At 26.6% G+C, this 13,796-nt stretch carries 13 protein-coding genes; all 13 read right to left on the bottom strand.

What is annotated here, in order from left to right; translation table 11 throughout:
• The coding region (locus tag SPD90_RS13690) for a PhoH family protein (protein ID WP_320925599.1) at nucleotides 1-757 on the bottom strand (757 nt) is incomplete at its 3' end.
• 38 nt (nucleotides 758-795) lie between these two features.
• Complete coding sequence (gene yqfD / locus SPD90_RS13695) at nucleotides 796-2,076, bottom strand: sporulation protein YqfD (protein ID WP_320925600.1); 1,281 nt, start codon at nucleotides 2,074-2,076, stop codon at nucleotides 796-798.
• A 13-nt stretch (nucleotides 2,077-2,089) separates the two neighbouring features.
• On the bottom strand, nucleotides 2,090-2,323 hold the full coding sequence (locus tag SPD90_RS13700; RefSeq protein WP_320925601.1) for a YabP/YqfC family sporulation protein: 234 nt from the start codon (nucleotides 2,321-2,323) through the stop codon (nucleotides 2,090-2,092).
• A 115-nt stretch (nucleotides 2,324-2,438) separates the two neighbouring features.
• Nucleotides 2,439-2,936: a TspO/MBR family protein gene (locus SPD90_RS13705; RefSeq protein WP_320925602.1), complete on the bottom strand. Its 498-nt coding sequence runs from the start codon at nucleotides 2,934-2,936 to the stop codon at nucleotides 2,439-2,441.
• Between the two features lie 97 nt (nucleotides 2,937-3,033).
• The gene (locus SPD90_RS13710) at nucleotides 3,034-4,152 is read right to left on the bottom strand and encodes an AAA family ATPase (RefSeq protein ID WP_320925603.1); all 1,119 of its coding nucleotides are present in this window, start codon (nucleotides 4,150-4,152) and stop codon (nucleotides 3,034-3,036) included.
• 116 nt (nucleotides 4,153-4,268) lie between these two features.
• The gene (locus SPD90_RS13715; RefSeq protein WP_320624455.1) at nucleotides 4,269-4,712 is read right to left on the bottom strand and encodes a GatB/YqeY domain-containing protein; all 444 of its coding nucleotides are present in this window, start codon (nucleotides 4,710-4,712) and stop codon (nucleotides 4,269-4,271) included.
• A gap of 26 nt (nucleotides 4,713-4,738) precedes the next feature.
• Nucleotides 4,739-4,918, bottom strand: a complete 180-nt coding sequence (gene rpsU, locus SPD90_RS13720; RefSeq protein WP_002844447.1) for a 30S ribosomal protein S21 — start codon at nucleotides 4,916-4,918, stop codon at nucleotides 4,739-4,741.
• Between the two features lie 185 nt (nucleotides 4,919-5,103).
• Nucleotides 5,104-5,454, bottom strand: coding sequence for a histidine triad nucleotide-binding protein (locus SPD90_RS13725; protein ID WP_290693057.1), 351 nt, complete (start codon nucleotides 5,452-5,454; stop codon nucleotides 5,104-5,106).
• A 42-nt stretch (nucleotides 5,455-5,496) separates the two neighbouring features.
• Nucleotides 5,497-6,795, bottom strand: a complete 1,299-nt coding sequence (gene mtaB, locus SPD90_RS13730; RefSeq protein WP_320925604.1) for a tRNA (N(6)-L-threonylcarbamoyladenosine(37)-C(2))-methylthiotransferase MtaB — start codon at nucleotides 6,793-6,795, stop codon at nucleotides 5,497-5,499.
• Complete coding sequence (locus tag SPD90_RS13735) at nucleotides 6,795-7,547, bottom strand: 16S rRNA (uracil(1498)-N(3))-methyltransferase (RefSeq protein ID WP_320925605.1); 753 nt, start codon at nucleotides 7,545-7,547, stop codon at nucleotides 6,795-6,797. The genes mtaB and SPD90_RS13735 overlap by 1 nt, the downstream gene beginning before the upstream one ends.
• An 8-nt stretch (nucleotides 7,548-7,555) precedes the next feature.
• Nucleotides 7,556-8,497 (bottom strand): 50S ribosomal protein L11 methyltransferase, encoded by a 942-nt coding sequence (gene prmA / locus SPD90_RS13740; RefSeq protein ID WP_320624458.1) that lies wholly within the window; start codon nucleotides 8,495-8,497, stop codon nucleotides 7,556-7,558.
• A 224-nt stretch (nucleotides 8,498-8,721) separates the two neighbouring features.
• Nucleotides 8,722-12,486, bottom strand: a complete 3,765-nt coding sequence (locus tag SPD90_RS13745; protein ID WP_320925606.1) for a hypothetical protein — start codon at nucleotides 12,484-12,486, stop codon at nucleotides 8,722-8,724.
• A 12-nt stretch (nucleotides 12,487-12,498) separates the two neighbouring features.
• Nucleotides 12,499-13,644 (bottom strand): hypothetical protein, encoded by a 1,146-nt coding sequence (locus tag SPD90_RS13750; RefSeq protein ID WP_320925607.1) that lies wholly within the window; start codon nucleotides 13,642-13,644, stop codon nucleotides 12,499-12,501.
• Nucleotides 13,645-13,796: the final 152 nt, after the last annotated feature.

Here is a 13,796-nt window from a genome sequence, read left to right on the forward strand (position 1 = left end):
CAAATCCAAGTCTTGTCAAGAACATCTTCATTTGCTCTGGAGTCGTATTTTGAGCTTCGTCTAGTATTATAAATGCATTGTCTAGAGTTCTACCTCTCATAAATGCAAGTGGTGCTACTTCTATAGTTCCTCTTTCTAGGTATTTATTTACTCTATCTCCACCTAACATATCAAATAGCGCATCGTATAGTGGTCTTAAGTAAGGGTCTACCTTATCCTTTAAATCTCCAGGTAAAAATCCCAAGCTTTCTCCAGCTTCAACTGCTGGTCTAGTCAAGATAATTCTGCTGACTTCATCCTTTTTAAATGCACTTACCGCCATAGCAACTGCCAAATAAGTTTTACCTGTACCAGCTGGACCTATACCAAAAGTTATATCATTTTGATTTATAAGCTCTATATACTTCTTTTGACCTAAAGTTTTAGGTTGAACTGCCTTTCCCTTTTTAGTCACTACTATGACATCTTCTAATTCCTTTATTTGCATCTCACTGCCTTCTAGCAGTAAAGATAAGCTGTATGTCACAGATTGTCTATCTAGTGATTTCCCATTGATAACTGTTTCTTGTAATTCTGTCATCAATTTATAGGCTAATTCTACGTTTTTTTCTTCGCCCATTAATACAATATTACCTTCTCTTAAGATGACATCGATACTCAATGTGTCTTCTATTAATTTAATATTTTCGTCGAAATTTCCAAATATTTGTCTTTCAAACTCTTGCTCTTCTATTAAAAATTTTTTTTGTACTATCAACTAATTTATGCCTCCTTAAAATGTTTATCATTAGTAATTTATTGATTACTTTGTTTATTGTCGTCTTTTTTATTTTTATCGTACTCGTTTTTTACATCACCTATAGGTCTTTTTTCTGGATTAGATGGAATAGGCTCTCCATCTTCGCTTTTACTTTTTTCTTGCAAAATTTTATTTATTTCTGTTTTATTTAGAGAATATACTTTTGATATATCTTCACTTGTTTGTACTGTTACAATATATTCTAACATATTTTTGTCTACTTTATGTTTATAATTTACATCTCTTATCTTTGCCGATGCTGGCATTATATAGTACAAGTCCTTCAAAGCCTTTTGTTTCAATTCCTCTTTTAGCTTATCCACGTCTATTTTTACATCTTTCTTCTCAACCTCATAAAACGTACTTATCAAAATTTTTATTGGAAAAGTATAATTTCCCAATTTAATTTCTTTCGTATTATTTTCAATTACATAGTTCTTATATTTTATATTTCTCATTATTTCGTATTTATTATCATAGAAGGTTATGGTATAAACATTTTTGCTCTGCCCTGTCTTTTTATTTTGCGTCTCTATGTAAGGCTTTTTTTGAGCGCTTTCATAAAAAGTACTAGCCCAAACTTCAGGCATAGACGATGTATTTGCGCCTTGAATAAGCAAATCTCCTTTTTTTACTATATCTCCAACTGATACAACTGCATCTCCACTTCTAGCGATTACTTTTTCTATTATACCATTTTTAGCTGCTATAATATTGCAATAATTAGAATTTACCTTTTGAGTTTTTTCATCGTCTTTTTTTGTGACTGTTACAAATACATTTGTTCCATTTACATTTATAGATAGATAAGCTACCTCATCTATTTTTTGCATTATATGATCTCTAATCGTCTTTCTATCTATGCTTTTTTTATAGACTCCTGGCTTTAATCCGCATTCCTTTAATTCCTGCTGTAAAACTTTCTTGTCTATTCCCTCTGGACACTCTATGTATATATCCGTTACAAATTGAGTTGTAGCTAGAAGTAATAAAAGCGATGCAATACCTGCGAGTAACATAATTTTATATCTATATACTCTCTTTACTAGAAATGGAATTCCAGTCTTTTGTTTTATTTTTACATCAAATTTATTACCTCTATATATATTTTTTAATTTTTTAAAATCCTTTCTAGATACACTAAACTCTACTTTTGTCCTGTTTATCCTGTTTACGTTGTAAATAGAAATATTATTTTTGCAGATAAAATTTAAATATTTTTCTGTATCTATCCCCTCTACAACTAATACATAATATCCTTTTATATAGTTAACCAACTTTTTTCCCCCTCTAATCGACATATTCTAGAGAATATATTATTCCCTTTATGCCTATTTCACCCTCATTTATATATTTCAAAACTAATTTATCTCCTGTTATTTTAACTATTTTTTCCTTTGTTTTTATTCTTATCAAATTATTATCGTATTCAACTATATTTAAATAATTTTCTACACTCAAAAATTTATTGCTGACTATAGTGATAATCGGCTTTACAACCTGTAAATCTGATGATATATCCATAAAATACCTCCCTTAAAATTAATTTCTTCATATATTTTATGAATTTTATAATATATAAATGTGATATTTAAATAAAAAAATACTACCTCTATTTAGGTAGTCAGATTTACTCAGGTTATTTATTTAATATCCAAATAAAATAGTTTAAAATCATAGCATATGTAATCCAAATTAAATAAGGTAGATTAAGTAAGGCTGCCTTTATATTTACATTAAAAAATGTATATATCATCGCCATCAAAATTAACAACAATATAAAAATTTCTACTAACGCTACAAATCTTAAATTTAGTCCAAAAAATAAAACGCTCCATAAAAAATTTAATGCCAATTGAAGGTAGTAAAAAAAAGAAGCCTGCTTTATCTTTTGAGTACTCTTTTCAGACTTTATTACTATGTAATATGATATCCCCATCAAAACATATAAAATCGGCCATACTATTTGAAATACACCGCTACTTGGAGCAAAGTCCGGCTTTATAAGCTGTAAATATTGAATCTCAAATGATATTTGTGATATTAAGGTAGATATCAAAAAACTCAAATAACCTATTAAAATCGGAATCAAGACACATATAATAAATTTTTTTATTTCTTTTACTGATATAATCAAGTCCTTCACTCTCCTAATAATTATTTATAATAATTATGTAGGATATATATAATATATGACTTTAATTCTTCATCAAATAGGTTGTATAAATTTTTTATTAAAAGCTTAGATTTTTAGCTATTGAGCTATTTCTATAATTTTTATCACCAGTCACATCTTTGACTAATTTAATAAATGGTGGTAGCTCTACCTTTTCATCGATATCATTAATTTTTATCTCAAGAACTGCATACTCTTCGCTAAATGAATATACATCTAATTCAAAATATTGATTTTTGTATATAAAGCAGTATCTTACTTTAGAAATTTGGTGTAGCGAAGTATCTGCCTCTGATAAATAAGCTACATACTCGTCTGGAGTAATTTTATATTCCTTTTCGATACGCTCTACGTTTGAAATATCTCTTTTTTCAGTATAATAAAATGTAAATCCTTCTTCTTTATTTCCCTTTTGACGTACTCTTCTCTCAATATTTTCGTCCTTTTTAATTAAGTAAGTTTGAATTATATTTGAAGCAGAACTGCATCCCATTTTATCTATATCCTCTTGAGTCGGTTTTTCGATTAAAAATCTTCTCTCTATTTTTTTAGGTAGTGGTTCCCCTAAAAGATTAAATACTTCCTCGACAACTCTTTCAACCTTTCCTGAAAAATCAGTTGAATTATCGAAAACTCTCAAATGTGAATGTCCTATCCACGCCTCTAGAGTTCTTTTGTCCTTTACGATAGCTTCTTCAGGAGACTCACTTCTAGCAGCATTATTTCCAACATCTTCTTTTGTCGGATCATTCCAGACATAAAATTCCTCTGCTCCATCAGCTGCAGTTACCAAGTGGAATACAGCATCATAATAGTCCATAACCTCAGAAAACGTTAAATTTCTCTGTTGCAGCATTTTTTCCATAATATCTCTATCGACATAAGCTAGACAATCCAATACTCCTCTATCATAAAAAATCACCAGCTTATCTGGATCACAATAGTCGGCCATCTTTTCATAAAGCTTTTCCTTGGCTAACTGCTTATCTAGTACAAACTCTTGGAAATCTATCATTGAAATACAATCACCTGGTTTAATCCCAGTTAGAATCAACTCTGTAGGTGTCTCTGGCACTATACATACATGAAAGCCTCTATCCTGTAGTATATTTTCTAATAGCGACATAATCGATGATTTTCCAGCTCCTGGTCCCCCTGTAATACAAATTTTCAACATATTTCTTCCCCCTGATTAGTAAACTTTTTATATAATTTAATTCTATCTTAATTATGAAAAAATATCTATTTTTTGAAACGTAAAAAGGTCTAGAATTTTATTCTAGACCTTTTAATCTATTGTAAGTTTTTTCTAACTAATTCATTTATTAGCTTTCCATCTGCACGCCCTTTTACCTTAGGCATTATAGACGACATAATTTTCTTCATATCCTTCATAGAAGTAGCTCCTACTTCAGATATAGTAGAAATTACGATTTCGTTTAGTTCTTCTTCGCTTAATTGTTGAGGTAGGTACTCTTTTAAAACTTCTATTTCAGCTTCTGCTTGACTTACTAAGTCATCTCTATTAGCTTTTTTGAATTCTCCTAGAGAATCTCTAGTTTGTTTTAATAGTTTAGCTATAAGATCTGTTATTTCAGCATCTCCTAGCTCAACCCTATTATCAACTTCATATTGCTTAATTGAAGCCCTAATTAAAGTTACTACTGATTTTCTAGTATTATCTTTGTTTTTCATAGAAGACTTAAGATCTTCTTGTAACTTTTGTTTAAGGGACATTCCCTTCACCTCTTTATTTCATATTACTATCTTTTAGCATTTTTTCTTCTAGCTGCTTCAGCTTTTTTCTTACGTTTAACACTTGGTTTGTCATAGTGTTCTCTTTTTCTTACTTCTGACATTATGCCAGACATAGCGCATTGACGTTTAAATCTTCTTAAAGCACTATCTAATGATTCATTTTCTCTTACTCTTACTTCTGACATTCTTTTTCCCTCCCTCCGATTTCGCGAATTATGTATAAAATCACAAAGGCCCTTACAAAAACCTCTGCAAATTCATACTTGTATATTATAAACTATATTTATACTTTTATCAAGTATTTTAATTAAATATACAAATGAAATGTTTACATACAAGAAAATCTTTACTTAAAAATCAGTAAAATTTACTATTTAGCTTCTTTTTCATACATTGGAAGCTTTTTACCAGCTAATACATGGAAATGAATATGTTTTACTTCTTGGCCACCATCTGAACCACAGTTATTTATTATTCTAAATCCTGCATCTGCAAAACCTTTTTCTTTTGCTATTATATTAATCACTTTGTGAATATGTGCAATAATATCCATATCTTCATCATTTACGTCTAAAATACTATCATAATGTTTTTTAGGTACTACTAGAATATGATATGGTGCAACAGGATTTATATCATTAAAAGCTAAAACCTTGTCATCTTCATATACTATATCTCCTGGTATTTCTCCAGCTATTATTTTACAAAATAAACAGTCCATCCCCTATACACCTCCTTCGTTGATTATATTTATTTCTACATACTATACTAAAATTCCTTCTAAGAATTCATTTTTTACGTCTATTATTTTTACTTTTAAAATTTGTTCTGTTATATCTTTATCGCTTTGCACTACGACCTTAACGTAATTTTCTGTTAAGCCCTCGTATTTATCATGTCCAACTTTTTGCTCAAATAATACATTAAATTCTTTATTTAGCATTTTTTCTCCAAATTTTTTGAAGTTTATTTGATTTAGTTCAAGAAGCTTTTCACTTCTATCGTGCTTTGTATTTGGATCTACTTGATTTTCCATAACTGCTGCTGGTGTTCCTTTTCTTGGAGAATATTTGAACACGTGCATATGAGTAAGCTCTATGTCCTTTAGGAATTTATATGTTTTGTCGAACTCTTCTTCAGTTTCTCCAGGGAATCCTACTATAACATCTGTAGTTATAGATACGTTTGGTATAGTCGCTCTAAGTCTATCTACTATTTCTCTATACTCTGCTGTGTTGTATCTGCGTTTCATTCTCTTAAGAGTCTCGTCGCATCCACTTTGTAGAGATAGGTGGTAGTGAGGGCATACCTTTTTCATAGATGAAACTGCTTCTACAAATTCATCTGTAAATAGTATAGGTTCAACTGAGCTAAGTCTGATTCTCTCTATGCCGTCTATATCGTTGATGCTCTTTATTACATCTAAAAGCTTCACGTCGCTGTCCTTTATATCTTTTCCATAAGATGCTACGTGTATACCTGTAAGCACTACTTCTTTGTAGCCGTTAGCTGCAAGAGTTTTTACTTCGTGTATTATACTTTCTAAATCTCTACTTCTGACTCTACCTCTAGCATATGGGATTATGCAGTATGAACAGAATCTATCGCATCCATCTTGGATTTTCATGAAGGCCCTAGTCTTTCCGTTAGTTTTATTTATTTCGATTTCTTCAAAGGCTTTTACCTTCATTATATCGTCTACTGTGCTGACCTTTGCATGGCAGTCGATTTTTTTGACTTCTTCTACGATTTTACGTCTGTCGTTTGTACCCATTACTAGGTTTACTTCATCTATTGAAAGTATTTCCTCTGGTGATACCTGTGAATAGCATCCAACTACTGCTATTATCGCATTTGGATTTTTTTTCTTAACTCTTCTTATATATTGTCTTGATTTTCTGTCGCTCATATGAGTTACTGTACAGGTATTTATAACGTAGACATCTGCATAATCCTCTGTCTCTGCTTTTTCGTATCCTTCCTTTTCAAATAACTCGAGCATTGCCTCTGTCTCATATTGGTTTACTTTACACCCTAGAGTATAAAATGCCACTTTTTTCATTAAATATTTCCTCCTAAGTCACTTAATTCATATAAAACTATGGAAGAAGCGACTACTGATGCCGTTTCTGTTCTAAGTATTCTCGGTCCTAGTGATACAACTTTAGAATCTATATCTTGAAGAGTTTGTATTTCCTCCTCTTCAAATCCACCCTCTGGTCCTACGAAAATTCCGATATTATTTATATCAGATCCTCTTATAGCGCTTTTTATAGAAACAGTTTTTTCATTTTCATATGGGCAGATATTCATGTCGTTGTTTTTCATATCCTCTAAAGCCTCATCAAATGATAATACACCTCTCAATGTAGGTATCTTACCTCGTTTACTTTGTTTCGCCGCCTCGTATATTATTCTTTCCCAACGTTCTAATTTTTTTCCTTCTTTTTTGTCGTCTACCTTTACTACACTTCTCTTTGTCGATACTAGAATAATCTCGTCGACTCCGACCTCTGTGAGCTTTTGAAGTATAAACTCCATCTTTGTACTCTTAGGCAGACCTTGATATAGCTTTACTTTTAAGTCTGATTCTCTTTTTATTTCGTTTTTTTCTATTATATTTAAATCGACTTGATTTTTACTTATATCTGTTATTTCGCATACGTATTCAGAGTTGTCCTTGTCACATATTTCTAATTTTTCGCCGACTTTACATCTTAAAACCTTTGATATATGTTTTACATCTTCGCCCTCTATTATACATGTGCCGTTTTCTAAATCTATATTGTTTTTATCTACAAAAAATCTATCCATAAATTCACCTACTTAAGTTTAGAAACTATAGCTGACCATTCTCCTAATCTCTCAACCTTAACTATTTCAAATCCATTTTCAGTTAAGCTTTCACATACTTCATCTATTTTAGCAAGGATTATACCTGATGATATGAATACACCGTCTTCTTTTAAGAATTTGCTTACATCTTTAGCAAGGATTTTGATTATATCTGCTATTATGTTTGCAACTATTACGTCAGCTTTTGAGTCTACTACTTCAAATAGTGAACCGTGTTTAACTGTAACCTTGTCTGATACATGGTTTATTTCACAGTTTTCCTTTGATACCTTAACTGCTACTTCATCTAAGTCACCTGCTACGACGTCTTTTGCTCCTAATTTAGCTGCTGCAATTGCAAGTATACCACTTCCACATCCTATATCGAAAACAGTCTTTGTATCATCTACATAGTTTTCTAATTCTCTTATACACATAGAAGTAGTTTCGTGGGTCCCTGTTCCAAACGCCATACCTGGATCTAGTTCTATTATTAGATCTCCTTCTTCTTGCTTATAATCTTCCCAGCTAGGTTTTACTACTATTTTTTTACCTATTTTTGTTGGTTTGTAGTATTTTTTCCATTCATTTGCCCAGTCTGATTCGTGAACATTACTTAAAGTTACGCTTCCTTCACCTATATCTAATCCAAATGATGGTAATTGAGATATTCTAGCCTTTACAGTTTCAACAAGCTCTAGTACGTTTCTTTCTTCTGGTATGTAAGTTTTTATTAGAACTCCGTCTTGGCAGCTTTTGTTGAATACTTCTTCTTCTACGTAGTCCCAGTCTAGTTCGTTTTTCTTTTGGAATAGAAAGTCCTTAGGGTCTTCTATCATGACTCCTCCGCATCTTTCTTCCATTAGTATGTTGCTTATGGCTTCTACAGCTTCTGTAGTTGTTTTTATAGTTACTTCTGTCCAGTTCATTGTTATCTTCCTTTCTTGGTTTTTATTTATTAATTTATAATTTTAAACTGATATTTCTATTTTAAAATTTCATTTAATTATTATATCATATTAAGAGTATTTTATAATAAAATATTTATTCAATTTAAATTCAACAAATATTAAAGCTTCATAATAATAAAAAATAAACCTCTATATTAAAATTAAAATAAAAAATGAGGTTTATTTTTTTCTTTTAAAATTATTTATACACTAGGTTTTATTTGTTCTATTTTTCTAATGATATATCCTTTTGTATCTTCAGACAAATTAATTCTTTCTACGTCTCTTTTAATATCTTGTATTTTTATTTTGACTTTTTCTCTAACAATAATATACATATTTTCTATTTCTACACTAATACTATCTAGTTCATCTGAAGTAAATTTATCTATATTAGAATTTAACTTTTCATATATATCTAATAAGTCTTTTTGGTCTAAATCACTTCTATAATCATTTATACAACTTAATAAATATTTAAAATATCCAAAATTAGCAATATCATTAGAATAATTATCCAAAATTATTCTTTTAGCAGTAATAGTAATATCTCCTCTATCAACTATATCATCCATAAGTGATTTTTTATCTTTATCTGATAAATCTTCAAACTTATTTAAACGCTCTTTATAAGTTAAGTCTTCTATAGCTTTATTTTCAATATTTAAAAATTTTATAATTCTTTCTATTAAATTATTTAAGCTAATTATAGTGTTGTCATTTACTATATTTCCAATAAATTTATCAATTAATTTTGTATCATCTACTTGTTTTTTTATATTTAATAATATAATTTTTATATACTGTTTTATTATAATAATTATATTTTTTTGATTTAAAATATAGTAATTTCCTTTTTTGTCTAAATTATAATTCATATATTGTTTTGGTAAATCTCTAGTAATAGAATCCTCCTCAAACTCAACTATATCTGTAAAATCACTAGGAATAAAACCATTTTTAAAAATAAAAAAACTGTCCTCTGTAAAAGATTTTATCATTTTTCCATTACTAATTAGATTTTTTTGTAGCTTAATTAACTCCAATAAATTATTTATTATATTACTAAATAAATTTGGCATATTAAAGTCAAATAGCTCATTTTCTTTTAATATGTATAAGTTAATTGGATATTCATATTCATTAGATTGATAGTAAGTGTAGTTTATATTTATTTTATTAAAATAATCATTTATGATATTTTCTATATCATTATCCTTAAATAAAATAGAATTTAACTGATTATTATCAAATATATTTTTTAAATACAGCTTTTCACATACTTCACCATCTTTACGATTTACAACAAGATATTCACCATAAATACTATGCTGCTCGTCAAATTCTTCATCCATAAAAGTATCAATATATTCTTCTATTTTTATTAATTTGTCATCTTTTTCCTTAATATTATGTAATAAATCTTCAACATAGTATTTATCATTTTTAAATTTTGATTTTATTTTATTATAAATTACCTCATAAATTTTTTGATCATATGAACTATTTTCATCATCATCAAATGCATATTTTTTTGCAATTTCTTTAAATTTGTCATCGTTATTTTTATAATAATCCAAAGTAATATATTTCGCTAAAGTACTAGCAGTCTTATCTTCTTCAAAAGCATTTATAATAACATACTTATTATCTTCACAAGTATTTAATTGATAAAACTCTTCTCTTATTTCTATAGGTAAATCATTTCTCTCAATTAATGAATTATAAATATTTATTTGTTTATCTTTATCTAAATATCTAATTATGTTTAAAATTATAGATTCATAATTAACCTCATCTATTTCATTAACATTTTTAATAAACTCAATTAGAATATTATAACATTGTGTATACTGTTCTCTATTAATATAAAATTTAAAAATATCTAAAATAGAACTATATTTTTCAAATTTAAATAACTGTTGTGCTATTATATTTAAAATAAAATCTATATTTTCAACATCATTTAAATTTAAATATTTTAACATACATTCTATAAATTCAATATTATTATTTTCTTCTATCAATATTTTCTTTATTAAATCATTATTTCCTATTTCTTTATGACTATTCAAATATTTGTAAATGCATTTAACTGCCTCAATATTATTTGATATTTTAATATTATATTTAATTATATTTTCTATAACTTGTATATTTATATTTAACAACTTATCCTCTAAAAATAACTCTGTCAATTCACTAATATTTTCTTGACTTAATTTGTCTAGTGGTAATAAGCATAATTGTTTTACATATTGAATATATACATAGTCACTTTTTGATTTATATAAATTTATATAGTGAAATATCTCATCATCATATTCCTTCAAACCACTTGCTTCTAACTCTTTACATATATCCATTAAAATATCAATTGCTTTTTCTTCAAATTTTTCACAATAACTCATTAAAAATAATAAATATCTCTTATCTATATTAACTTCATTAAATTCATAAAAACTAATTAAATATTCTATATCTTTTATTGTTATATTATATTTATTTAAACTTAATTGATTTTTATACATATATTTACATAATCTATCTAATGCTTTAATATCATTATATTTCTTATAAAATTTATAAATTATATAAATACAATCATGATTTAAATTAATTTCTTCAGTATTTATAATTTTATTTATATAAGGATCTAAAAAGTTTTTATTTTTGTTTTTATTATATACTTTAACTAGGCTTTCTAAAAAGTTTTCACTAAAATTTCCTTCTTCAAAATTTATTTTTAATCTTAACTCATCTATAGATAAATCTTCGCCAGATATAGCTTCTATATATTTAATCGTATCTAATGTATTTTGAGTATAAATACCATTTTTATAAATTAATTTTAAATAATTAATTATATTAGAATATATAATTGGTTTTTTATTTAATAATTCTTCACAAAATAAAGCTATCTTTATACTATTTTTATTCAATTCATAAGATTTAGATATTGCATATACATATATATCTATATTATCATCTAAGTTGATTAATTTTTTAGAAGACTTTAATAAACTAAAAATTTCATCTTCAGATTGAGCTATACTAATTTTATATATTAAATCATTAATATCTGATATCTCTATTAAGTCTCTTTTATCATGTAAATCTAAGCGATTTAATATTTCATCAAAATATTTTGGCTTAAATAATTTTTTATAATGTATTAAACTATTTATAGCATTAGAATCTATATCTTTAGCATTTATTTTTATTCTACCAGAACTTATTTCATAAGCAAAACCATATAATAATACTCTTTCATATTCTGTATCAATATCTTCTATGGATATACTTTTATTATTTATCAAATATAAAACTTCAGGACCATATACATTTTTATGAAAAGGTTGATAATTTAATTTTTCTTGTTTAAATAAATCATAAATTTCATATTTTAAATCGTAAAAATAATAATAATTTTCAAAATCATAATTATATAGTAATGTTTCTCTTTCGTTTATATTTTCGAATTCAACTTCAATAATTTTTTGTTTACAATTTCTATTCTCTTCTAAAATAATTTTTGTCAAATTATTTAATTTTTTTTCTAAGGCCTTAATTTTTTTTCTAAAATCAATCGGAGTATATAACCTAAATATTGCATTATATAATGATTTTCCATCAATATTAAAATAAATTTCATCATAAATTTCATTAATTATTGAAAAATTCAATTCTTGTAATTTGCTTAATAAATCTGTTTTTTTATATGAACCTATTTGATCATTTAGATTTAATTCCTTATTCATGGTCAAAGAAAAAACTATTTTACTTTCAACTGAAATATTTTTGCCATTGTTCAATATTTTTTTTAATTTTTCCATCCAGCCTTCAGTTATTTCTAATTTTCCTGTAAGTATATCTATAGATTCTTTTTTTAATTCATAAAATATATAATCCTTATCGTAATCTTTATTTTTTAAGATACGTTTTAATATATTTCTGCTATCCTCCATCTTTTTATCACACTACTTTCTCTTACTCTTACGACCAAATTTTCCAAGAATTTCTTTAATTTTTTTTAAAAATTTTTCTTTTGTAGTCATATCTCCGCCTTCATCATAAGGTTCATCATCTCCTTTTGGTCTAATAACTTCAGTGCCTTGTGGTTTACTCGATGTATCAACTATATTAACTGATTTATCTTCTTTTATACCTTTATCTTCAGAAATATTATTTTTATCATTATCAGAAACTTTACCTTCATTTTCATTTATTGATTCTTCATTATTTTCTGTTTCAATAATCACACCAACTTGATCCTCTTGAGTTTTTTCAATATTTATTTCATGTTTGTTAATTTCTATTCCGTTCATTAAACAAAATAAATAAAAACTAGAATACTCTGTTTCTTTACTTAATTTATTAGCTTTTTTATAATTTATAAATTGAATATATTCTACATCTTCAAGCCATTTACAAAACTCTCTTTCTTTATAAATTTCGAAAGCCGTTTCCTTATAATCTTGACATAATAATAAATAGTCACTAAAATCATATAAATTTTTATATTTTTTCTTATTTTCTTGACATTCTATATTTAAATCAAACGTATCAATTCCATAACTTCTATATATTATTATCTTTTCTGTACAATTTATTTTTGTATTTTCTTTAATATCGATATTTAGAGAAATATAATTTTTTTGTATTTTATAATCTAAAAAATCATTTTGTCCAACATCTAAAGTTTCTATTTTTATGGGTATATTAGTTCTATACAAAATTCTAATATTTAATTTCAAACCTTCAGTCTCTTTATATTTTATTTTATATTCTTTATCAGATACTTTGTACTTATCTAATGACGCTATTGTCATTTCCACTTTTATATCATCAATCAGTCCAGATGTAAATAAATAATAACCTATTTTAATATTATCATTATTTCCAAGCTCTAAAATGCTTTTATATGCATATCCATATCCATTTTTTCTCAAATATTCACATAAAGCTTCTTTATAACCTTCTTTTTTTAATTTTTCAAATTTAAAAACTTTATGCTCAAAATTATTTTCTATTTCAGATTGATAATCATATAAATTTCTAAATTTATCTTTTATAATATTTTGCATATTATCTCCAATAAAGGAATTTATTTTTTTTAAATTCATAAACTTCACCTAATTTTTTTACTATTTATTATTTTGGCTCTTCATTCTCTCTGCTACTGCATCTTCTATATCTTTCTCTTTAAATTGAATTTTTACTTCTATCTTTCTTTGTTTTGCAGCTTCAGCTTCATCTTCGTATTTAGTTCTATCTC

It is taken from the genome of Intestinibacter sp. (assembly GCF_034113885.1).
Taxonomy (GTDB): Bacteria; Bacillota; Clostridia; order Peptostreptococcales; family Peptostreptococcaceae; genus Intestinibacter.

What these genes read in the sequence shown, in the direction of transcription:
- SPD90_RS13735 (WP_320925605.1), bottom strand. Translation starts at nt 7,547, where the DNA reads ATGGATAGATTTTTTGTAGATAAAAACAATATAGATTTAGAAAACGGC.
- SPD90_RS13715 (WP_320624455.1), bottom strand. Translation starts at nt 4,712, where the DNA reads ATGTCCCTTAAACAAAAGTTACAAGAAGATCTTAAGTCTTCTATGAAA.
- SPD90_RS13745 (WP_320925606.1), bottom strand. Translation starts at nt 12,486, where the DNA reads ATGGAGGATAGCAGAAATATATTAAAACGTATCTTAAAAAATAAAGAT.
- SPD90_RS13750 (WP_320925607.1), bottom strand. Translation starts at nt 13,644, where the DNA reads ATGAATTTAAAAAAAATAAATTCCTTTATTGGAGATAATATGCAAAAT.
- SPD90_RS13700 (WP_320925601.1), bottom strand. Translation starts at nt 2,323, where the DNA reads ATGGATATATCATCAGATTTACAGGTTGTAAAGCCGATTATCACTATA.
- mtaB (WP_320925604.1), bottom strand. Translation starts at nt 6,795, where the DNA reads ATGAAAAAAGTGGCATTTTATACTCTAGGGTGTAAAGTAAACCAATAT.
- SPD90_RS13725 (WP_290693057.1), bottom strand. Translation starts at nt 5,454, where the DNA reads ATGGACTGTTTATTTTGTAAAATAATAGCTGGAGAAATACCAGGAGAT.
- prmA (WP_320624458.1), bottom strand. Translation starts at nt 8,497, where the DNA reads ATGAACTGGACAGAAGTAACTATAAAAACAACTACAGAAGCTGTAGAA.
- rpsU (WP_002844447.1), bottom strand. Translation starts at nt 4,918, where the DNA reads ATGTCAGAAGTAAGAGTAAGAGAAAATGAATCATTAGATAGTGCTTTA.
- SPD90_RS13710 (WP_320925603.1), bottom strand. Translation starts at nt 4,152, where the DNA reads ATGTTGAAAATTTGTATTACAGGGGGACCAGGAGCTGGAAAATCATCG.